18 protein-coding genes are annotated in these 18761 nt (G+C 73.0%); 12 read left to right on the forward strand and 6 right to left on the reverse strand.

Features of this window, described 5'->3' with window-relative positions; translation table 11 throughout:
- Window positions 1-11 precede the first annotated feature (11 nt).
- Complete coding sequence (locus AC3A5R_RS14450) at window positions 12-1325, reverse strand: glycoside hydrolase family 3 N-terminal domain-containing protein (protein WP_487621463.1); 1314 nt, start codon at window positions 1323-1325, stop codon at window positions 12-14.
- 161 nt (window positions 1326-1486) lie between these two features.
- On the opposite strand from AC3A5R_RS14450, the gene AC3A5R_RS14455 reads away from it, so the two are divergent.
- Genes AC3A5R_RS14455 through AC3A5R_RS14470 form a run of 4 tightly spaced genes read left to right on the forward strand, consistent with a single transcriptional unit; the run spans window position 1487 to window position 4289 of the window.
- A complete protein-coding gene (locus AC3A5R_RS14455) occupies window positions 1487-2581 on the forward strand; it encodes a nucleoside hydrolase (RefSeq protein ID WP_487621464.1) in 1095 nt (364 codons plus the stop codon).
- Window positions 2581-3435 (forward strand): PfkB family carbohydrate kinase, encoded by an 855-nt coding sequence (locus tag AC3A5R_RS14460; RefSeq protein ID WP_487621465.1) that lies wholly within the window; start codon window positions 2581-2583, stop codon window positions 3433-3435. The genes AC3A5R_RS14455 and AC3A5R_RS14460 overlap by 1 nt, the downstream gene beginning before the upstream one ends.
- 21 nt (window positions 3436-3456) lie before the next feature.
- Window positions 3457-3798 (forward strand): metalloregulator ArsR/SmtB family transcription factor, encoded by a 342-nt coding sequence (locus tag AC3A5R_RS14465; protein WP_487621466.1) that lies wholly within the window; start codon window positions 3457-3459, stop codon window positions 3796-3798.
- Window positions 3795-4289, forward strand: coding sequence for an SRPBCC domain-containing protein (locus AC3A5R_RS14470; protein ID WP_487621467.1), 495 nt, complete (start codon window positions 3795-3797; stop codon window positions 4287-4289). The genes AC3A5R_RS14465 and AC3A5R_RS14470 overlap by 4 nt, the downstream gene beginning before the upstream one ends.
- Before the next feature lie 141 nt (window positions 4290-4430).
- Here the strand turns inward: AC3A5R_RS14470 and AC3A5R_RS14475 are convergent, their stop codons facing one another.
- The gene (locus tag AC3A5R_RS14475; protein ID WP_487621468.1) at window positions 4431-5693 is read right to left on the reverse strand and encodes a class I SAM-dependent methyltransferase; all 1263 of its coding nucleotides are present in this window, start codon (window positions 5691-5693) and stop codon (window positions 4431-4433) included.
- 225 nt (window positions 5694-5918) lie between these two features.
- Here AC3A5R_RS14475 and groES point away from each other — a divergent pair, with 225 nt between their 5' ends.
- Both groES and groL read left to right on the forward strand, forming a co-directional pair.
- Window positions 5919-6215, forward strand: coding sequence for a co-chaperone GroES (gene groES / locus AC3A5R_RS14480; RefSeq protein ID WP_076259712.1), 297 nt, complete (start codon window positions 5919-5921; stop codon window positions 6213-6215).
- Between the two features lie 125 nt (window positions 6216-6340).
- Entirely contained in the window at window positions 6341-7957 is a 1617-nt protein-coding gene (gene groL, locus AC3A5R_RS14485; protein ID WP_487621469.1) for a chaperonin GroEL, read from the forward strand.
- Between the two features lie 229 nt (window positions 7958-8186).
- On the opposite strand, the gene AC3A5R_RS14490 is transcribed toward groL, so the two are convergent.
- Window positions 8187-8474 carry a WhiB family transcriptional regulator gene (locus tag AC3A5R_RS14490; RefSeq protein ID WP_487621470.1) on the reverse strand — a complete coding sequence of 96 codons (288 nt, stop codon included), beginning with the start codon at window positions 8472-8474 and terminating at the stop codon, window positions 8187-8189.
- Between the two features lie 442 nt (window positions 8475-8916).
- On the opposite strand from AC3A5R_RS14490, the gene AC3A5R_RS14495 reads away from it, so the two are divergent.
- From AC3A5R_RS14495 to guaB, 3 genes are read left to right on the forward strand one after another with little or no spacing between them, the layout of a single operon-like run.
- Entirely contained in the window at window positions 8917-9492 is a 576-nt protein-coding gene (locus AC3A5R_RS14495) for a sigma-70 family RNA polymerase sigma factor (protein WP_487621614.1), read from the forward strand.
- Entirely contained in the window at window positions 9489-10511 is a 1023-nt protein-coding gene (locus AC3A5R_RS14500) for a hypothetical protein (protein ID WP_487621471.1), read from the forward strand. The genes AC3A5R_RS14495 and AC3A5R_RS14500 overlap by 4 nt, the downstream gene beginning before the upstream one ends.
- A 42-nt stretch (window positions 10512-10553) precedes the next feature.
- Window positions 10554-12074, forward strand: coding sequence for an IMP dehydrogenase (gene guaB / locus AC3A5R_RS14505; protein WP_487621472.1), 1521 nt, complete (start codon window positions 10554-10556; stop codon window positions 12072-12074).
- Between the two features lie 101 nt (window positions 12075-12175).
- On the opposite strand, the gene AC3A5R_RS14510 is transcribed toward guaB, so the two are convergent.
- Genes AC3A5R_RS14510 through AC3A5R_RS14520 form a run of 3 tightly spaced genes read right to left on the reverse strand, consistent with a single transcriptional unit; the run spans window position 12176 to window position 15010 of the window.
- On the reverse strand, window positions 12176-13234 hold the full coding sequence (locus AC3A5R_RS14510) for an ABC transporter substrate-binding protein (RefSeq protein WP_487621473.1): 1059 nt from the start codon (window positions 13232-13234) through the stop codon (window positions 12176-12178).
- 58 nt (window positions 13235-13292) lie between these two features.
- Window positions 13293-14204 carry an ABC transporter permease gene (locus tag AC3A5R_RS14515; RefSeq protein ID WP_487621474.1) on the reverse strand — a complete coding sequence of 304 codons (912 nt, stop codon included), beginning with the start codon at window positions 14202-14204 and terminating at the stop codon, window positions 13293-13295.
- Window positions 14201-15010, reverse strand: coding sequence for an ABC transporter ATP-binding protein (locus AC3A5R_RS14520; protein WP_487621475.1), 810 nt, complete (start codon window positions 15008-15010; stop codon window positions 14201-14203). The genes AC3A5R_RS14515 and AC3A5R_RS14520 overlap by 4 nt, the downstream gene beginning before the upstream one ends.
- A 160-nt stretch (window positions 15011-15170) precedes the next feature.
- Here AC3A5R_RS14520 and AC3A5R_RS14525 point away from each other — a divergent pair, with 160 nt between their 5' ends.
- From AC3A5R_RS14525 to AC3A5R_RS14535, 3 genes are all read left to right on the forward strand, one after another.
- Window positions 15171-16778: an ATP-binding protein gene (locus AC3A5R_RS14525; RefSeq protein ID WP_487621476.1), complete on the forward strand. Its 1608-nt coding sequence runs from the start codon at window positions 15171-15173 to the stop codon at window positions 16776-16778.
- Complete coding sequence (locus AC3A5R_RS14530; RefSeq protein ID WP_487621477.1) at window positions 16775-17473, forward strand: response regulator; 699 nt, start codon at window positions 16775-16777, stop codon at window positions 17471-17473. The genes AC3A5R_RS14525 and AC3A5R_RS14530 overlap by 4 nt, the downstream gene beginning before the upstream one ends.
- Before the next feature lie 92 nt (window positions 17474-17565).
- A complete protein-coding gene (locus AC3A5R_RS14535) occupies window positions 17566-18687 on the forward strand; it encodes a GuaB3 family IMP dehydrogenase-related protein (protein ID WP_487621478.1) in 1122 nt (373 codons plus the stop codon).
- Window positions 18688-18761 lie beyond the last annotated feature (74 nt).

Consider the following 18761-nt stretch of genomic DNA (forward strand, 5'->3'; position numbering starts at 1 on the left):
GCCGGGGCTGGTCAGCGGCAGCGGGCGAGGCCCATCCGGATCTTGAGGTCCACGACTCGGGTGGCGGCGGCCTGCACCTTCGCCGCGAAGCCGGGGTCGGCGGCGATGGCAGCCTTGAGCGCGCGGTGCATCGGCCCGACGGTCGAGGGTGTGGCGGTGAGGACGATGTCGCCGCCCGCAGCGACGAACCGGGTGGCTCGCTCGCCGGCCGGCACGGCCGCGACGGCCTTGGCCTTGCCGACGTCGTCGGTGATGACGACGCCGTCGTAGCCGAGCCGGCCGCGCAGCAGGTCGGTGACGATCGGCTTCGAGAAGACCGCGTTGGTGCCGGGGTCGATGCGGGTGTAGATCGCCGAGCCGACCATGACGAGGTCGGCGCCGGCGCGGATGCCCGACTCGAACGGCCCGAGGTAGGCGTCATCGGTCGTCGTCGTGCGGTCGGTGATGCCGGTGGCCGTGACGTCGGTGTTGCCGGTGATCCGGCCGAGGCCGGGGAAGTGCTTGACCGTCGCCGCGACCTTGCCCGCGCTCATGCCCTTGACGAAGGCCGCGACCATGCGGGAGTTCGTCGACGGGTCGCTCGAGTACTCGCGGCCGTAGCGCCCGATGGGCTGGTTGGCGCGGCCGATCGACCCGGGCACCGTGTCGGCGACGGGCGCGAGGTTGACGTTGATGCCGGCGGCGGCCAGCTGCCGGGCCCACCGGGCGGCGTCGGACTGCAGGGCGCTCGCACCCTCCCGCGTCTGGTCGAGGGCCGAGGGGATGGTGCTGAAGCCGTTGCCCTGCAGCTGCTGCACCTGCCCGCCCTCCTGGTCGACGGCGAGGAGCAGGCCGAGGCCGGCCGTGCTCGGCCCGGCGAGAGCGGCCAGATGGCGCGTCGTGGCCTCGACCCGCGCCGAGCCGGTGTGCCAGCCGCCGAGGAGGATGACGCCGCCGAGGTGGCGGGCCTGGACGAGCGCGTCGAGGCTCGTGCGGCTCGCGTTCGAGTCGAGCCCGACCATGAGCAGCTGGCCGGCGCGCTGGGTGGCGCTCATTCCGGCGACGATGCGCTCGGCGCAGGACTGCGTCGGGGTCGGCGTCGGGGTGGCGGGGCTCGTCGGCGGGGTCGTCGAGGTGGGAGGCGCCGTGGACGTGCCCGGCGCACTCGTCCCCGCGGGTGAGGACCCGGCGGGGGAGGACGAGGCGGTCGGTCCCGGCGCCGACGAGCAGGCCGCGAGGAGCGCGACCGCGCCGACCGCCACGACCGCGCCGAGGCGCGCGCGACCACCTCCGGGCGCCCGCAGGCGTCGGTGGCGGCGGGGGCGTCGGGGCTCTCGCTCGTTCACCACACGACCCTAACGCCGCCGGCCCGGGGACCCCGACAGGCCCGCGACGACCCCCCGCTGCGCCCCCGACCCCCCGCTGCGCCCCCGACGCGCCGGTACGCGCCATCGACGACCCGCTTCGAGCCGGGCCGGACGTGTCGGACCGGGGGTAGGTTGCCGACGTGACGAACGCCCCCGCCGTGCCCACCTCGCCCGTCCCGGTGGTCCTCGACGTCGACACCGGCGTCGACGACGCGTGTGCGCTGCTGCTCGCTGCGCTGCACCCGGCCCTCGACCTGCGTGCGGTCTCGTGCGTCGGCGGCAACGCGCCGGTGGACGACGTCGTGCGCAACACGCTGCTCGTCCTCGAGACCGCCGGCCGCTCCGACGTGCCGGTGGCCCGCGGCGCCGAGCGGCCGCTGCTCGAGCCGGCGCTGCACGCGCGCCACGTGCACGGGCAGGACGGCATGGGCGACCTCGGCTGGGACGCGCCGACCACCGCACCGGACCCGCGCCACGGCGTCGAGCTGCTCCGCGACGTGTGCCGCGACGCCGCCGCGCGGGGGCGGCCGGTGACCGTCGTGCCGCTCGCCCCGCTGACGAACATCGCGCTGCTGCTGCGCACCTACCCCGACGCGGCGGCCGGCATCGCCGAGATCGTCTTCATGGGCGGGGCCGCCGACGTCGGCAATGCGACGGCCTCGGCCGAGTTCAACGTCTTCCACGACCCGGAGGCCGCGGCGGTCGTCCTCGACGCGGCCGCCGACCTCGGCATCCGCGTCACGATGTACGGACTCGACGTCTTCTACGCGCCCGTCGTCGCGCCGGCGGAGTCGGCACGGCTCGTCGCCGCCGGTGGTCGGGGACCGGCCGAGCTCGGCGGACGGCTCATGGACTTCCAGCGGGCCCGGCTCGGCGACGCCTCGACGATCGGCGACGCCGGGGCCGTCTGCGCCGTCATCGACCGCGGCGCCCTGACGACGCAGACGCTCCCGTTGCGCGTCGAGCTGGCCGGCAGCTGGTCGCGCGGCCGCACCATCGTCGACCGCCGCGAGTGGGAGGGGGCCCGCGCGCACGACCCGCACGGGGAGGCGCCGGTGCGCGTCGAGGTCGCGCTCGGCGTGGACGGGCCGCGGTACGCCCGGCTCTGGGTGGACACCCTCCTGGCCGCCGGCGGCGCTGCCGACGGGCCTGCTCTCGGCGCTGCCGACGGGCCTGCTCTCGGCGTTGCCAACGGGGCTGTCGACGGGGCTGTCGACGGGGCGGGGGAGCGCTGATGGGCCGCGTCGTCGTCCTCGGTTCGCTCAACGTCGACGTCGTGACGCGCGTCGAGCGCCACCCGCAACCCGGCGAGACCCTGCTCGGCCGGCCGGGTGGCCGGTTCGCGGGCGGCAAGGGCGGCAACCAGGCCGTTGCCGCCCGGCGTGCCGGCGCGGACGTCGTCATGGTCGGAGCCGTCGGTGCCGACGCGGCCGGGGACGCCTACCTCGCGCGGCTCCGCGCGCTCGGGATCGAGACGGCCGTGGCGCGTGTCACCGACGCGCCGACCGGCACCGCGTACATCGCCGTCGACGATGCGGGCGAGAACACCATCATCGTCGTTCCCGGTGCCAACGAGCGGGTCGACGACGCGTCGATGGCCTCGGTCGGTGTCGGACCGGGCGACGTCCTGCTCTGCTCCCTCGAGGTGCCCCTCGACGACGTGGCGCGGCTCGCGCTCGCAGCCCACCGGGCCGGAGCCCGCGTCGTGCTCAACATGGCGCCGTACGCGCCGGTGCTCGCGGACGCGGTCATGGTGTGCGACCCGGTCGTCGTCAACGAGTCGGAGATGCGCCTGCTCGCCGACTCGGACCTGCTCCCGGGCTCGCTCCTCGTGACGTTCGGGGCTGCCGGGGCGCGCTGGGGACTCGAGCAGGTCGACGGCGTCCCCGTTCCTGCAGGGGAGGTCGCTGACACGGTCGGGGCCGGGGACGCGTTCTGCGGCGCGCTCGCGGCGGCGCTCGCCTCGGGGGCCGACGACCGGTCCGCGCTCGAGGCGGCGAACCGTGCCGGCGCCGAGGCGGTCCGCTGGTCCGGCGCGCAGCCCGACGCCGCCCTCCAGGACCCAAGAGGTCCCTTGTCAGTTACGTAACCAATCGGTTACGTTCGATCCATGAACGGGACGTGGGAGGCGATGGCCGACCCGACGCGTCGGGCCATCGTCGAGAACCTGGCCCGCGCCGAGCTGACGGCCGGCGAGGTCGCCGACCTCTTCGACACCACGCGGCCCGGCGTCTCGCGGCACCTCCGGGTGCTGCGCGAGGCCGGGATCGTCGAGGCGCGGGCCGAGGGACAGCGGCGGGTGTACCGGCTCGTGCCGAGTGCGCTCGAGGAGGTCGAGCAGTGGTGCCACGACGTCCGCGCGTTCTGGGGGCAGCGCCTCGACGCCCTCGAGACGGAGGTGGCCCGCGGCCGGCGGGCCGGCCGCGACGTACAGGGACAGGAGCAGGGATGAGCGAGATCACGCAGACGCTCGGACGCATCGAGACGGACGCCCCCGAGGGTGGTGTCGCCGTCGCCTTCGACCGCCACTACGCGACCGACGTCGCCGACCTCTGGGGGGCGTGCACCGACCCCGACCGGCTCGCCCGGAGGTTCGCCCGGGTCAGCGGGGACCTGCACGAGGGCGGTGACTTCACGATCCACTTCGACGACGCGGACACCCCGCGCTGTCGGGTCGTCTCGTGCGAGGCCCCGACGCGTCTCGTCTGGGAGTGGCCCGTCGGCGAGGTCGCCACCGTCGTCACCGTCGAGGTGGTGCCCGACGCAGACGGTGCCCGTCTGGTGCTGCGCCACGCCCGCCTCGACGCGGCCCGCGTCGCCGGGTACGCAGCGGGGTGGGACACCTACGTGCGGCGACTCGGCGCCGACCTGGCCGGGGAGGAGCTGCCCGACTGGGACGCCACATGGAGTGTCCTGCACGCCCGCTACGCGTCAGGCGCCTGACGCCCCTCGCCCCGCGCGCGGTTCGTCCGCGCTGCGGCTCGTTGCCCGCGTCGGGTCGTCCCCTCGGTGGCAGACCGCTCATGCAGTGACCGGCCCCGCCACGGACGGAATGTACGTGGCCGGAGTCGCACCCGCGGGCCGTCACGCGGGAGTGACGACGAGGGCGACCTGGCTGCCGGCCACCCGGGTGACGACGAGCGTCGCCTCGGAACCGCCCCTGCCGCGTCCGGTCATCTTCAGCTGCCGCCGCAGCCGGTCGGCGTCGAGGGTGACGCCGCGCTTCTTGACGGTGACGCGGTCGAAGCCGTGGTCGCGCAGCCAGCGGGCCAGGTGCTTGGTCGACAGGGGCATCGCCGCGTCGACCCGGAAGCGCCGGGCCCACGGCACGTCGACGGCGCGGTCGGCGCCGACGTAGCCGACGCCGGTGGCGAGCTCGCTCCCGCCGGTCGCGGCCACGAGGGCGCCGGTCAGCCCGGCGCGGATCACCGCGCGGTCGGGCTCGTAGAGCCAGCCGTCCACGTCGGAGACCGACCCGAGCGGCTCGACACCCGCGCCGCCCGACGCGTCGGCCTCGGTCACGACGTGCGTGGCGCTCGCGCTGGCGACCGCCGCGGTGCGCCCGGGCGTCCGGGCCAGCGGGCCCCACCACACGGCGCACTCGAGCACCTCGCCGTGCCACGAGGTCCACTGCGCCTCGGCGCCGGCGGGCAGGGCCCCGTGCGAGAAGCCGGGGGAGAGCTTGGCGCCGGTGGCCGGCACGGTGTCGGCGACGGCGAGCACCTGCTGCCAGGACGGCGAGATGGCATCGAGGGAGAAGACGCGGCGGGTGCGGCCGCGGGCGTCGGCGACGCCGGTGACGCGTCGGGCCGGGTCGAGCCACACCCCGGTGCGCGACGCGTCGGTACCGGCCGCGGCAGCGCCGGGGGAACCGGGCAGCGCGACGTCCTCGGCGCGGCCGTGCTCGACGCGGGCGCCCGGCCAGTGCCGGAGGTTGACCGCGGCGATCCGCGCGGTGGCCTCGTCGGCGTCGACACCGCGGACCCGCAGGTCCAGGCTCGCGAAGGCCATGGCGTCGGCCCCGAGCCCGCAGCCGAGGTCCCACACCTCCTCGACGCCCGCGGCGACGAACCGGTGCGCGTGCCGGGCGGCGACGGCCAGCCGCGTCGACTGCTCGAGGCCGTCGGCGGTGAAGAGCATGCCCGCCGCGAAGTCGCCGAACTTCTCGGTGCCGCGGGTGCGCAGGCGCGACTGGTTGAGCGCCGCGGCCACGAGGTCGGGCTCGTAGCCGGCCTCGCGCAGCTTCGTCTGCAGGTGAAGTGCGGCCGTCTCGTCGTACGGTGGCAGCGACTGGAGCAGGGCCCATCCCTCGCCGGTGGCGAGGCGGTCGACCATCGCGGCGTCCATGGCGTCATCCTGCCAGCAGCTGACCGGCACGACGCGACGGACGATTTCTGGCACTCGACTTGACCGAGTGCTAATGGCAAACCTAGATTTGCCGTGTTGGCACTCTCGGCCTGAAAGTGCCAGCACCCTCCTCGAGGGAGGTCGACCCCCGCGACGGCGACCGGCCTCGAAGAGCCCCACAGTCCGCAAGTCATCTCCGACTGTCCCGAAGGGAAGGTCACCACCGTGTCGGTTTCCATCAAGCCGCTCGAGGACCGCATCGTCGTCAAGTCCCTCGAGGCCGAGCAGACCACTGCGTCCGGCCTCGTCATCCCCGACACCGCCAAGGAGAAGCCCCAGGAGGGCGAGGTCCTCGCCGTCGGCCCGGGCCGCTTCAACGACAACGGCACCGAGCGCGTCCCGCTCGACGTCAAGGTCGGGGACAAGGTCATCTACAGCAAGTACGGCGGCACCGAGGTCAAGTACGGCGGCGAGGAGTACCTCATCCTCTCCGCGCGCGACGTCCTCGCCATCGTCGGCTGACCGACACCCCCCGCACGCAGCTGCGCCGTTGACCGCACCCCGGTGAGCCCCTACCGGGCTCCCGGGGTGCGTCCGGTTCCCGGCCCCCACCACTTCACCGCAACACCCGAGCCAGAAGGATCACCATGGCCAAGATGCTGGAGTTCGACGACTCCGCCCGCAAGTCCCTCGAGCGCGGTGTCGACGCGCTCGCCAACGCCGTCAAGGTGACGCTCGGCCCCAAGGGCCGCAACGTCGTCATCGACAAGAAGTGGGGCGCCCCCACGATCACGAACGACGGTGTGACGATCGCCCGCGAGGTCGAGCTCGAGGACGCGTACGAGAACCTCGGCGCACAGCTCGCCAAGGAGGTCGCGACCAAGACCAACGACGTCGCCGGTGACGGCACGACCACCGCGACCGTGCTGGCCCAGGCCATGGTCAAGGAGGGCCTGCGCAACGTTGCCGCCGGCGCCGCCCCGGCCGCGCTGAAGCGCGGCATGGACAAGGCCGTGACCGCCGTCAACGACGAGCTGCTCAAGCACGCCCGCGACGTCGACGGCAAGGACGAGATCGCCTCCGTCGCCACGCTGTCCGCCCAGGACGCCACCCTCGGTGGCCTCATCGGCGAGGCGTTCGACAAGGTCGGCAAGGACGGCGTCATCACCGTCGAGGAGTCCTCGACGACCGCCACCGAGCTCGAGTTCACCGAGGGCATGCAGTTCGACAAGGGCTACCTCTCGGCGTACTTCGTCACCGACACCGAGCGCATGGAGACCGTCCTCGAGGACGCCTACATCCTCATCAACCAGGGCAAGATCTCCTCGGTCGCCGAGGTCCTGCCGGTCCTGGAGAAGGTCGTCCAGTCGGGCAAGCCGCTGCTCATCATCGCCGAGGACGTCGACGGCGAGGCCCTCTCGACGCTCGTCGTCAACAAGATCCGCGGCACGTTCAACGTCGCCGCCGTCAAGGCTCCCGGCTTCGGCGACCGCCGCAAGGCGATGCTCCAGGACATCGCCGTGCTCACCGGTGGCCAGGTCATCGCCCCCGAGGTCGGGCTCTCCCTCGACCAGGCCGACCTCACGGTCCTCGGCCAGGCCCGCCGCGTCGTCCTCACCAAGGACGACACGACGATCATCGACGGTGCCGGCGAGCAGTCCGAGGTCACCGGCCGCGTCAACCAGATCAAGGCCGAGATCGAGCGGACCGACTCCGACTGGGACCGCGAGAAGCTCCAGGAGCGCCTCGCCAAGCTCGCCGGTGGTGTCTGCGTCATCAAGGTCGGCGCGCACACGGAGGTCGAGCTCAAGGAGAAGAAGCACCGCATCGAGGACGCGATCTCCGCGACGCGCGCCGCGATCGAGGAGGGGATCGTCGCCGGTGGCGGCACCGCCCTCATCCACGCGGCGACCGTCATCGACGGCCTCGGCCTGTCGGGCGACGAGGCCACCGGCGCCGCGATCGTCCGCAAGGCCGTGCAGGAGCCGCTGCGCTGGATCGCCGAGAACGCGGGTCTGCAGGGCTACGTCGTCACCTCGAAGGTCGCCGACATGCCGCTGGGCCAGGGCCTCAACGCCGCCACGGGCGAGTACGGCGACCTCATCGGCGCCGGCGTCATCGACCCGGTCAAGGTGACGCGCTCCGCGCTGCGCAACGCCGAGTCGATCGCCTCGATGATCCTGACGACCGACACGCTCGTCGTCGAGAAGCCCGAGGACGAGCCGGAGGCCGCCGGCGGCCACGGTCACGGCCACGGTCACTGATCGCGACCACCGCACACAGAGAGGGCCGCTCCCCGTCGGGGGAGCGGCCCTCTCCGCGTTCCGGCGGCGCCACCCCGTCGTGGGGCTGCCGGAGCGTCCGGGTCCCGCCCGGTGTCCGTGGTGGTCGACGTCGTCGGCGACCGTGGTCGGTGGGTGGGTCGGGGTCGGTGGTGGTGGACGTGAGGTGGTGGGGTCGTGGAGGCGGGTGACGATCAGCCGGTGGCGACGGTCAGGACGCCGCGGCCACCCCGTCGTAGAGCAGCTCGCGCTCGCCCTCGGTGAGGCCGCCCCAGACGCCGTAGGGCTCGCGGACCTCAAGAGCGTGGGAGCGGCAGGCGGTCACGACGGGGCAGGCCGCGCACACGGCCTTGGCCTGCGCGTCGCGGTTGCGCCGGCGCGGTCCGCGCTCGCCCTCGGGGTGGAAGAACACGTCGGGGCTGACCCCGCGACACGCTCCCTCGAGCTGCCAGTCCCAGAGGTCTGCAACCGGTCCGGGCAGGCGGGTGATCTCGGCCATGAAGTCGTCTTTCGGGTCGGGCGGGTGGAGACGCCGGGTCGAACGTGCGGCCGGAGGTTTCGCCTTGCGAGGCCACGGAATCGACGCTAACCGGGCGCAGGATCACGGTTAAAGGGCGGAATCTTCAAGACTTGTTCAAGACTTTCCAACCAGATGGCATGCTCGTCGGGAGGCTGCGGCCCGGACGGGTGGGGGGTGCCCGACCCGCTCGGAACCGGATCCGGAACGACTAGCATGAGGGCGCTCCGCAGGACCGCCGGGTGCCGGTGCGTGGCCCCGCCACGGGTGCGGCAGCACCGAGCAGCAGAGGCCGGCGCGACCAGCACGGGCACGACAGACGAGCACGACCGACGAGCAGGACACACGACCATCGGGGGAGCGAGGTGCCATGGGTCTGGGACGCTCGACGTCCGTCCGCGTAACGCCGGGCGGTGTCGCCGCGATGGAGCGGGTGGATGCACGCCCCCTTCGCGACCTCGCGGCCGCTGCCGGCCGTGACGCCCGCGCCCATGAGCTGCTGCTCGCCCGGGTGCGGGACATGGCGCTGAAGTATGCGCGCGTCCGCCTCGGCCGGTTCGGTGCCGAGGACATCGCGCAGGACGTCGCCCAGGAGGTGTGCATGGCTGTCATGACGGCCCTGCCGACCTACGAGGAGCGCGGCCTGCCCTTCGAGGCGTTCGTGTACACCATCACCTCCCGCAAGCTCGCCGACGCGCAGCGCGCGGCCATGCGCGGTCCGGCCCCCGTCCCGGAGGTGCCGGACGCCCCGGACGACGCGCCCTCGCCGGAGTCGGTGGCCGTGATGCGGGACCAGGCCGCGACCGTCATGGCTCTCATGCAGCGGCTGCCTGCGCAGCAGCGCGAGATCCTGACGCTGCGCGTCGCGGTCGGCCTGTCCGCCGACGAGACCGCCGCAGCGCTCGGCATGTCTGCCGGCGCCGTACGCGTCGCCCAGCACCGGGCGCTCGGCAAGCTGCGCGGGCTCGTGGCCGAGGCCGAGGCGGGTGACGTCGCATGAACGAGCTGCACCCCATCGACGACGTCGTCGCCGACGACCTGCTCCTCGACGCGCTCGGGCGTCGCTCCGGCGGCTCCGGTGAGCCGGTGGCCGCCCTGCTCGGGGCGCTCGCCGCGCACGCCGACACCCGGCTGCCCGGACGCTCCGGCGCGCGTCGGCGTCGGACCCAGCACCGTTACCTCGGTGCGTTCGCCGCGCTCGCCATCGCCGCATCCGGCGCCGGCGTCGCGGCCGCGGTGTCGCTGCCCGACCGAGGCCCGAACAGCGCCGGCCGGGCGCGCGTGCTGCAGCAGATGGAGGACAGCGCGCACAGCTCGGCACCGAGCGGCCTCTTCGCGCGGCTCGGCCTGCCCCAGACCGCCGGCTCGACGCGGGCCAAGGGCCTCGTCCTCGTCCGCCGCGCCGACGGCGCCATCGTGCTGCTGCCGCCCGCGCAGGCCGCGGCCGTCGAGGCGGCGGTGGCAGCAGGTGGGCCGGGTGCCGTCAGCGACGCCGCCCAGCAGGGTCACACCGCCGGGGGCGACGCCGGCCACGGGCGCGGCTCGGGCAACCAGGGCGCCGTCGGCGCCGGCCAGACCGCTCACCCGCCGGCCGGCGGGAACGGCCAGGGCGGCACCGACGAGGGTGGCGACGGCCAGGACGGCGACGCGCAGGGCGCAGACCAGGGGACCAAGAGCACGAACAACGGCAACGGCACCAAGGGCACCAAGGGCGGCAAGGGCGGCAAGAACGCGACGGGCACGCCGACCGCCCCGGCGCCGACGGAGCCCGCAACGCCCACCCAGACGCTGGGCGCGACCTCCCCGAGCACGTCCGGCTCCGCCGGGTCGGGCAGCAGCGCGCGGAAGACGGCGTCCCCGACGTCGCCGGCCCCGGGTCGCGCGGGCAGCGCGGGCGGTGCCACCGGCAGCGGGGTCGTGCCCGGGAGCGACGACACATTGACGCTCCTCGGCGACACGACGTCGACGCTCGTCGGCGGCGCCGGCGCTGCCGTCGGCGGCCTGCTCGGCGCCGGCTGAGACGCGTCCGAGGGGCCTTCGCGCAGCCCTTAGACTTGGGCAATGAGCCTCGGATCGTCTGACGTACCCGCTGCCTTTGCCACGATGGGGCTGACGTACGACGACGTTCTGCTCCTGCCGGGCTACAGCGACCTCGCCCCCAGCGACATCGACACCACGACGCGCCTCACCCGCGAGCTGTCGATCAAGTCCCCGCTCGTCTCGGCGGCCATGGACACCGTCACCGAGGCCCGGATGGCCATCGCGATGGCCCGCCAGGGCGGTCTCGGCGTGCTGCACCGCAACCTCTCGATCGCCGACCAGGCCTACCAGGTGGACCTCGTGAAGCGCACCCAGACCGGGATGATCTCCAACCCGATCACCATCGGCCCCGACCGCACCCTCGAGGAGCTCGACCAGATCTGCGGCGAGTACCGCGTCTCTGGCCTGCCGGTCATCGGCGAGGACAAGAAGCTCATCGGCATGGTGACCAACCGCGACCTGCGCTTCACGCCGGTCGCCGAGTGGGCCACGACGCTCGTGCGCGACGTCATGACGCCGATGCCGCTCATCACCGGCCACGTCGGCATCACCCGCGACGAGGCCACGGCCCTGCTGCGCCAGCACAAGCGCGAGCGGCTCCCGCTCGTCGACGGCGAGGGCCACCTCACCGGCCTCATCACCGTCAAGGACTTCGTCAAGAGCGAGCAGTTCCCCGACGCGAGCAACGACGCCGACGGCCGCCTCATGGTGGGTGCCGCGATCGGCTACTTCGGTGACGCGTGGGAGCGGGCCACGACCCTCATCGAGGCCGGCGTCGACGTGCTCGTCGCCGACACCGCCCACGGCCACGTGCGCCTGCTCATCGAGATGGTCGAGCGGCTCAAGAAGGACCCCGCGACGCGTCACGTGCAGGTCATCGGCGGCAACGTCGCGACGACGGCGGGCGCGCAGGCGTTCGTCGACGCGGGCGCCGACGCCGTCAAGGTCGGTGTGGGCCCGGGCTCGATCTGCACGACCCGCATCGTCACCGGCGTCGGGGCCCCCCAGATCACGGCCGTCCACGCCGCCGCCCAGGCGTGCAGGCCGGCGGGCGTGCCGGTCATCGCCGACGGCGGTCTGCAGTTCTCCGGCGACATCGCCAAGGCCATCGTCGCCGGCGCCGACTCCGTCATGATCGGCTCGCTGCTCGCCGGCTGCGAGGAGAGCCCCGGCGAGCTGATCTTCGTCAACGGCAAGCAGTTCAAGAGCTACCGCGGCATGGGCTCGCTCGGCGCGATGAGCAGCCGCGGCAAGAAGTCGTTCTCCAAGGATCGCTACTTCCAGGCCGAGGTCGAGTCCGACGACAAGATCGTTCCCGAGGGCATCGAGGGCCGGGTCGCCTACCGCGGCCCGCTGTCGGCCGTCGCCCACCAGATGCTCGGCGGCCTGCGCCAGTCGATGTTCTACGTCGGCGCGCGCACCGTCACCGAGCTGCAGGACAAGGGCCAGTTCGTGCGGATCACCTCGGCCTCGCTCAAGGAGAGCCACCCGCACGACATCCAGGGCATCGTCGAGGCGCCGAACTACTCGACGAGCGGCTGACGCGTCGCCTGACGCGTCGCCTGACCCGGCCCGCCGGCACACGCGACGGCCGCCCGACCCCGGATGCGGGTCGGGCGGCCGTCGCGCGTCGTGGCCTCGTCTCAGGCCAGCGGCTTGGCCGCCTGGACGAACTCGTTGGTGAAGGTCTTGGACAGGTCGATCGACTTGCCCTGCACCTTCGGGTTGAACTCGCCGAGCACGGCGAGGCAGGTCTGCGGGCCGTCGGCCGGCATGAGCCCGGTCGGGTTGAAGATGCCCTTCTCGCTGTTCAGCGCGGCGACGTAGGCGTCCTTGCCGACACCCTTGTAGTAGTCGGCCGGCATCTTGTCGGCGATGGCGGCGCCGTCGTGCGCCTGGATCCACGACAGCGTCGCGACGTAGGCGTTGACGAGCTTCTGCACCGTCGCCTTGTTGCTGTTGACCCACTCGGTCGGCATGTAGAGAGACGTGGCCGGGTAGGTGCCGCCGAGGGCGGCCTTGGAGCCGGCGGCGGTGCGCATGTCGAGGAGGATGAACGCCGTGCCGTCCGAGAGGGCCTTGCTGACGGTCGGCTCGGTCGTCATGCCGCAGGCGATCGTCTTCTGCTTCATCGCGGCGATGAAGGTCTGGCCGGCGCCGACACCGCGGCGGGTCTCCTGCGTCGGGTCGACGCCGTTCTTCTTGCTGAGGTACTGGGTGAGGAAGTCGGTCGAGGAGCCGGTGTCGGTGATGCCGAGCGCCTGGCCCTTGAAGTCGGCCGGGCTCTTGATGGTCCCCTTGAGGTCGCTGCGGCACAGCTCGACCTCGCCGGGGATCTGGAGCATCGAGACGACCGCCTCGGACGACTTGCCCTGGGCCTGGAGGGCGATGTTGTGGTCGTAGAAGCCACCGACGCCCTGGACCTGCCCGGCGAGCATGTTCTGCGTCGCGTCGCCACCGGCGGGCTCGTCGACGAGGTTGACGTTCACGCCGGCCTTGGCGTAGTAGCCCAGCTGCTTGGCGAGCATGAACGGCAGGTAGATCTGCTTGCTCATGCCGCCGACCATGATGGTCACGGTGGGGGCGTTGGCGTCGACCGAGCCGGCGGCGCCGGTGGCACCGGACGCGCTGTTGGCGCAGGCGGCCATCGTCGAGGCGGCGAGCAGGGCGGCACCGAGGGCGCCGAATCGCTTGGTGTTCAAGGGAACTCTCCTTTGAGTCTGTTCTGGGTCTGGTGCTGGGAGTGCAGGCGTGGGCGGGCTACTCGTGCGCGCCTCCTCCGTGCGTCTGCGGGGGACGCCACCGCAGGAGCCGACGCTCGAGGAGGGTGATGAGCCCCTCGGCGGTCAGGGCGATGACGGCGACGAGCACCATGCCGGCGAGCACGCCGTTCATGTCGAAGTTGTTCTGAGAGGACCGGATCAGCAGGCCCAGCCCCTCGTTCGCGCCGAGGATCTCCCCGACGAGCGCCCCGATGAGGGCGAAGCCGAAGCTGATGTGCAGGCTCGCGAGGATCCACGTGAACGCAGACGGCAGGACGACGTCGCGGGTGACCCGCCACCTCGAGGCCCCGAGCAGCCGGGCGTTGGCCACGAGGTTGCGGTCGACCTCGCGGCTGCCCTGGAAGGCGTTGAAGAACACGCCGAAGAACACGAGGACGACGGCGAGGATGACCTTCGACTGGATCCCGAAGCCGAACGCGACCGTGAAGATCGAGCCGAGGATGATGCGCGGGATCGAGTTGGCGGCCTTGAGGAACGGCGCGAAGATCTCCGAGAGGATCTGGATGCGGCCCAGGGCGATGCCGAAGACGACGCCGAGCACCGAGCCGATGACGAAGCCGAGCACGGCCTCCTCGAGGGTCACGAGGATCTGGGCGCCGAGCGAGCCCTGCGGCGTGCCGACGGTGACCCAGTCGACGAGGGTGCTCCAGACGCCGGTCGGCTCGCCCCAGAAGAACGGGTCGACGACGCCGGCGTGGACGCACAGCTGCCAGGCGACGAGGAGGACGACGACGATGCCGAGCCGCACCGCGCCGAGACGCAGCCGCCGGTTGCGGGCGCGTGCCCGGGGCGAGGTCACGGACGCCTGCGCGTCGGTGGCTCGGACCGGTCGGGCCTCGGCGGCCTGCGCCGTCAGGGACCCGTCCTGGTGGGTCGCGGCGTCGATCACGATGCCACCTCCGCCAGACGCGTCGTGCGCGCGTAGGCCTCCTCGACCTCGGCGCGGAGCGCCTCCCAGATCTCGGTGTAGAGGCGCGTGAAGCGGGGGTCGAGCCGGATCTCCTGGACGACGCGCGGGCGCGGCAGGTCGATCTCGAACTCGGCCTTGACCGTGCCGGGGCCGGCGGTGATGACGACCACCTTGTCCGCGAGGGCGATCGCCTCCTCGAGGTCGTGCGTCACGAAGACGACGGCCGGACGCGTCTGGTCCCACAGGTGCAGCAGCTCGGTCGACATGATCGCCCGGGTCTGCACATCGAGCGCGCTGAACGGCTCGTCCATGAGCAGGATCCGCGGCTGGTTGACGAGCGTCTGGGCCAGGGCGACGCGCTTGCGCATCCCGCCCGAGAGCTGGTGCGGGTAGCGGTCCTCGAACCCGGACAGCCCGACGCGGCGCAGCCAGTCCCGGGCCAGCCGGGTGGCCTCCGCGCGGGACCGGCCGCGGTAGAGCGGTCCGGAGGCGACGTTGTCGAGGACCGACCGCCACGGGAAGACGGCGTCCTGCTGGAAGACGAAACCGGTGCTCGTGTCGATGCCGTCGACGGGTTCGCCGTGGACGAAAGCCTCGCCCCGGGTGGGGCGCTCCAGCCCGGAGACCAGGGTCAGGGTGGTGGACTTGCCGCAGCCGGTCGGTCCGACGACGGCGCAGAACTGGCCGTCCTCGACGGTCAGGCTCAGGTCCTGGATCGCGGTGTAGGTGCCGCCCCCGCTCGTGGGGAAGGTCTTGGTGACGTTTCGTAGCTCGATGGCGGCCATGGGCCGAAACCCTTTCTCCTCGTTGAGTTGCGTCAACGTAGGAGGCGGCCGCACCCGGCCTGAAGCCTTGTGCGCCTTGGTCGTGATAGTCGCTTTGTCTGTGGTTTTGTGCGTTCTGCTCAGTCATGCTTGATCGCGTCCCGATGGCGTGAGGAGAGCTATGCCGAGGTTTGCCCGGACGTTGGCGTCCCGGATCCTCATCGCCGTGCTCGGCATCGTCGTCGTGACCATGGCGGTGGGGTTCGGCTTCTACACGCGCCTGACCGGCCGGGCCGCCGACGCGCACGCCATCGACCAGGCCACGAGCGTGGCCGTCACGGTCGGGCGGATCCCGGCGGTGGCCACGGCCGTCGAGCAGGGCGACCCAGCCCGCGTCCTGCCCCAGCTCGCCGAGCACATCCGCTCGGCGACGCAGGCCTCCTACGTCGTCATCATCGACCGTGACGGTCGGCGGTACTCCCACCCGAACCCGTCCCTCATCGGGCAGCGCGTCGAGGAGCCCGTGGTGGCCCTCGACGGGAAGGTGCACACCGGCATCGACGAGGGCAGCCTCGGGCGGTCGGCGAACTCCCGCGCGCCGATCCTCGATGCGTCCGGACGCCCGATCGGAGAGGTGTCCGTCGGCATCCTCGAGTCCGAGGTGGGGGTCAGGGTGTCGGCCGAGGTGGCCGACATCGCCCTCTACAGCCTCGTCGCGCTGGGCCTCGGGGTCGTCGCGTCGCTGCTGCTCGCGCGCGCGATCAAGCGGGTGACCTTCGGCGTCGAGCCGGCCGAGATCGTCGCCCTCGTGCAGGAGCGCGAGGCGATGCTGCACGGCATCCGCGAGGGGGTGCTCGGCATCGACGCCGACGGCGCGATCAACGTGCTCAACGACGAGGCGCGCCGGCTCCTCGGCCTCGAGGCGGCGCGGCTGGGCCAGCCCCTCGAGGAGGTCGTGCCCCCGGGCCGCCTCCGGGGCGTCGTGACGGGCGACGTCGAGGGCACCGACCTCGTCGCCGTCACCGACGAGCACCTGCTCGTCCTCAACCGGATGCCCGTCGTCGTCGGGGGCCGGCGTGCCGGTTGGGTCGTGACGATCCGCGACCGCACCGAGCTCGAGGGCCTGCTGCGCCAGCTCGACTCCGTCGAGGGGCTGACGACGGCCTTGCGCGCCCAGGAGCACGAGTTCTCCAACCGGTTGCACGTGCTGTCGGTCCTGCTCGAGATGGGCGAGGTGGACGAGGCGACGCGGTACAGCCAGCAGCTGTGGCAGGAGACCTCCCTGGCGAGCGAGGAGATCCGCTCGCGCGTCGCGGCCCCGGTCGTCGCCGCCCTTCTTCTCGCCAAGACGACCGTGGCCGCCGAGCGCGATGTCACCGTGCGGCTGGACCCCGCGAGCCGCGTCGAGGCGCGCGACGTCGACGGGCTGCCGGTGACGACGGTGCTCGGCAACCTCGTCGACAACGCCGTCGACGCCGTCGCCGACGACCCGGCCACGCTCGGACGGCACCCGCGCGGCGAGGTCACGGTCTGCCTGCTGTGCCACGACGGCGTCCTGCACCTGCGTGTCACGGACACCGGTCCCGGCATCCCGGCCGACCGGCTCGAGGACGTCTTCGTCGACGGGTACTCGACCAAGGACCCGCGCGGGGCCATGCGCCGTGGCGTCGGCCTCGCCCTCGTGCACCGGCTCGTGACACGAGCGGGCGGGACGATCACGGCGTCCTCGCCGGGCGGCGCGAGGTTCGAGGTCAGCCTGCCGGTCCGGGTGCGGGAGGGAGTGGCGTGATCAGCGTCCTCGTCGTCGACGACGACTACCACGTGGCCCACGCGCACGCCCTCGCCGTCGGCAAGGTCGAGGGCTTCCGCGTCGTGGGGGAGGCCCCTACCGGGGCCGAGGCCGAGCGGCTCGTCGGAGACCTCGAGCCCGACCTCGTGCTGCTCGACATGTACCTGCCCGACTTCACCGGGCTCGACCTCGTCCGGCGCCTGGCCGCAAGTGGCCGGCCGGTGCCCGACTTCCTCCTCGTGACGGCGGCCCGGGACCTCGAGTCGGTCCGCACGGCGATGCAGCTCGGCGCCTTCTACTACCTCGTCAAGCCGTTCAGCTTCGCGGCCCTGCGCGAGCAGCTCGAGGCCTACCGGGCGTGGGCGGAGCGCGTGCGCCGGGCACCGGCCGGAGGGGGCGACGCGGGCGACCTCGACCAGGCCGTCGTCGATGCCCTCTACACGTTGCGCGGGACCCCGCCGCGCCAGGCCGCCTCGGTCCGTGGCCTGCAGCCCACGATGGCGCGCGTCCTCGAGATCGTGACGCAGGCTCCCGCGCCGGTCGGCGCCGCGGAGGTGGCCCAGATCCTCGGCGCGAGCCGGCCGACCGCCCAGCGCTACCTCGCCACGCTGGTCAAGAAGCAGCTCGTCGACCTCGACCTCTCCTACGGGACGACCGGGCGACCGGAGCACCGCTACCTCCCCCGACGCCGCTGATTCCCGTCGCTGACGCCGCCGCCTGTCCGCCGCCATCCCCGCCGCCGTGGGAGGCGCGACCGCGCCGGTCGCGGGCTCGATAGGATCTGCCGGTGACCGAGATCGAGATTGGCCGAGGCAAGCGCGGCCGCCGCGCGTACTCCTTCGACGACATCGCGGTCGTGCCCTCGCGGCGCACCCGTGACCCCGAGGAGGTCTCGGTCGGCTGGCAGATCGACGCCTACCACTTCGACATCCCGGTCATGGCCGCGCCGATGGACTCGGTCGTCTCGCCCGAGACGGCCATCGCCCTCGGCAAGCTCGGCGCCCTGCCGGTCCTCGACCTCGAGGGTCTGTGGACCCGCTACGAGGACCCGACGGCCCAGCTGCGCGAGATCGCCGCGATCGACCCGCACGCGGCCACGGGCCGCATGCAGGAGATCTACGCCGAGCCGATCAAGCCCGAGCTCATCACCGAGCGGCTGCGCCAGCTGCGCGAGGCCGGCGTCACCGTCGCCGGAGCGCTGTCGCCGCAGCGCACCCAGCAGCACTGGAAGACCGTCGTCGACGCCGGCGTCGACCTCTTCGTCATCCGCGGCACCACGGTCTCGGCCGAGCACGTGAGCGGCCGGGCCGAGCCGCTCAACCTCAAGCGGTTCATCTACGAGCTCGACGTGCCGGTCATCGTCGGCGGAGCGGCCTCGTACACCGCTGCACTGCACCTGATGCGCACGGGCGCGGCGGGCGTCCTCGTCGGGTTCGGCGGCGGCGCCGCCCACACGACGCGCACCGCCCTCGGCATCCACGCGCCCATGGCCTCCGCCGTTGCCGACGTCGCCGCGGCCCGCCGCGACTACCTCGACGAGTCGGGCGGCCGGTACGTCCACGTCATCGCCGACGGCGGCGTCGGCACGTCCGGCGACATCGTCAAGGCCATCGCCTGCGGGGCCGACGCGGTCATGCTCGGCGCCGCGCTCGCGCGCGCGACCGACGCGCCCGGTGGTGGCTACCACTGGGGCCCCGAGGCCCACCACTCGGAGCTGCCCCGTGGCGAGCGCATCGAGCTCGGCACGCAGGCCTCGCTCGAGGAGATCCTCTTCGGCCCGGGCCGGCGCGCCGACGGCACGACGAACATCGTCGGCGCCCTGCGGCGGGCGATGGCCACGACCGGCTACTCCGACGTCAAGGAGTTCCAGCGCGTCGAGGTCGTCGTCTCGCCCTACCTCGGCAACTGACCCGGCCGACGGCTCCGGGTGCGTGACTCAGGTTACTGTCGGTAGCCTGCGGCGACGCGGCTGGCTAGGGTCGG

This window comes from Intrasporangium sp. Soil_C_50 (assembly GCF_057656595.1).

Bases quoted from the DNA above. Each gene is read 5' to 3' on its own strand.
- AC3A5R_RS14525 (WP_487621476.1), top strand. From the start codon at position 15,171: ATGCCGAGGTTTGCCCGGACGTTGGCGTCCCGGATCCTCATCGCCGTG.
- AC3A5R_RS14460 (WP_487621465.1), top strand. From the start codon at position 2,581: ATGGGCCGCGTCGTCGTCCTCGGTTCGCTCAACGTCGACGTCGTGACG.
- groL (WP_487621469.1), top strand. From the start codon at position 6,341: ATGGCCAAGATGCTGGAGTTCGACGACTCCGCCCGCAAGTCCCTCGAG.
- AC3A5R_RS14470 (WP_487621467.1), top strand. From the start codon at position 3,795: ATGAGCGAGATCACGCAGACGCTCGGACGCATCGAGACGGACGCCCCC.
- guaB (WP_487621472.1), top strand. From the start codon at position 10,554: ATGAGCCTCGGATCGTCTGACGTACCCGCTGCCTTTGCCACGATGGGG.
- AC3A5R_RS14490 (WP_487621470.1), bottom strand. From the start codon at position 8,474: ATGGCCGAGATCACCCGCCTGCCCGGACCGGTTGCAGACCTCTGGGAC.
- AC3A5R_RS14475 (WP_487621468.1), bottom strand. From the start codon at position 5,693: ATGGACGCCGCGATGGTCGACCGCCTCGCCACCGGCGAGGGATGGGCC.
- AC3A5R_RS14500 (WP_487621471.1), top strand. From the start codon at position 9,489: ATGAACGAGCTGCACCCCATCGACGACGTCGTCGCCGACGACCTGCTC.
- AC3A5R_RS14495 (WP_487621614.1), top strand. From the start codon at position 8,917: ATGGAGCGGGTGGATGCACGCCCCCTTCGCGACCTCGCGGCCGCTGCC.
- AC3A5R_RS14465 (WP_487621466.1), top strand. From the start codon at position 3,457: ATGAACGGGACGTGGGAGGCGATGGCCGACCCGACGCGTCGGGCCATC.
- AC3A5R_RS14520 (WP_487621475.1), bottom strand. From the start codon at position 15,010: ATGGCCGCCATCGAGCTACGAAACGTCACCAAGACCTTCCCCACGAGC.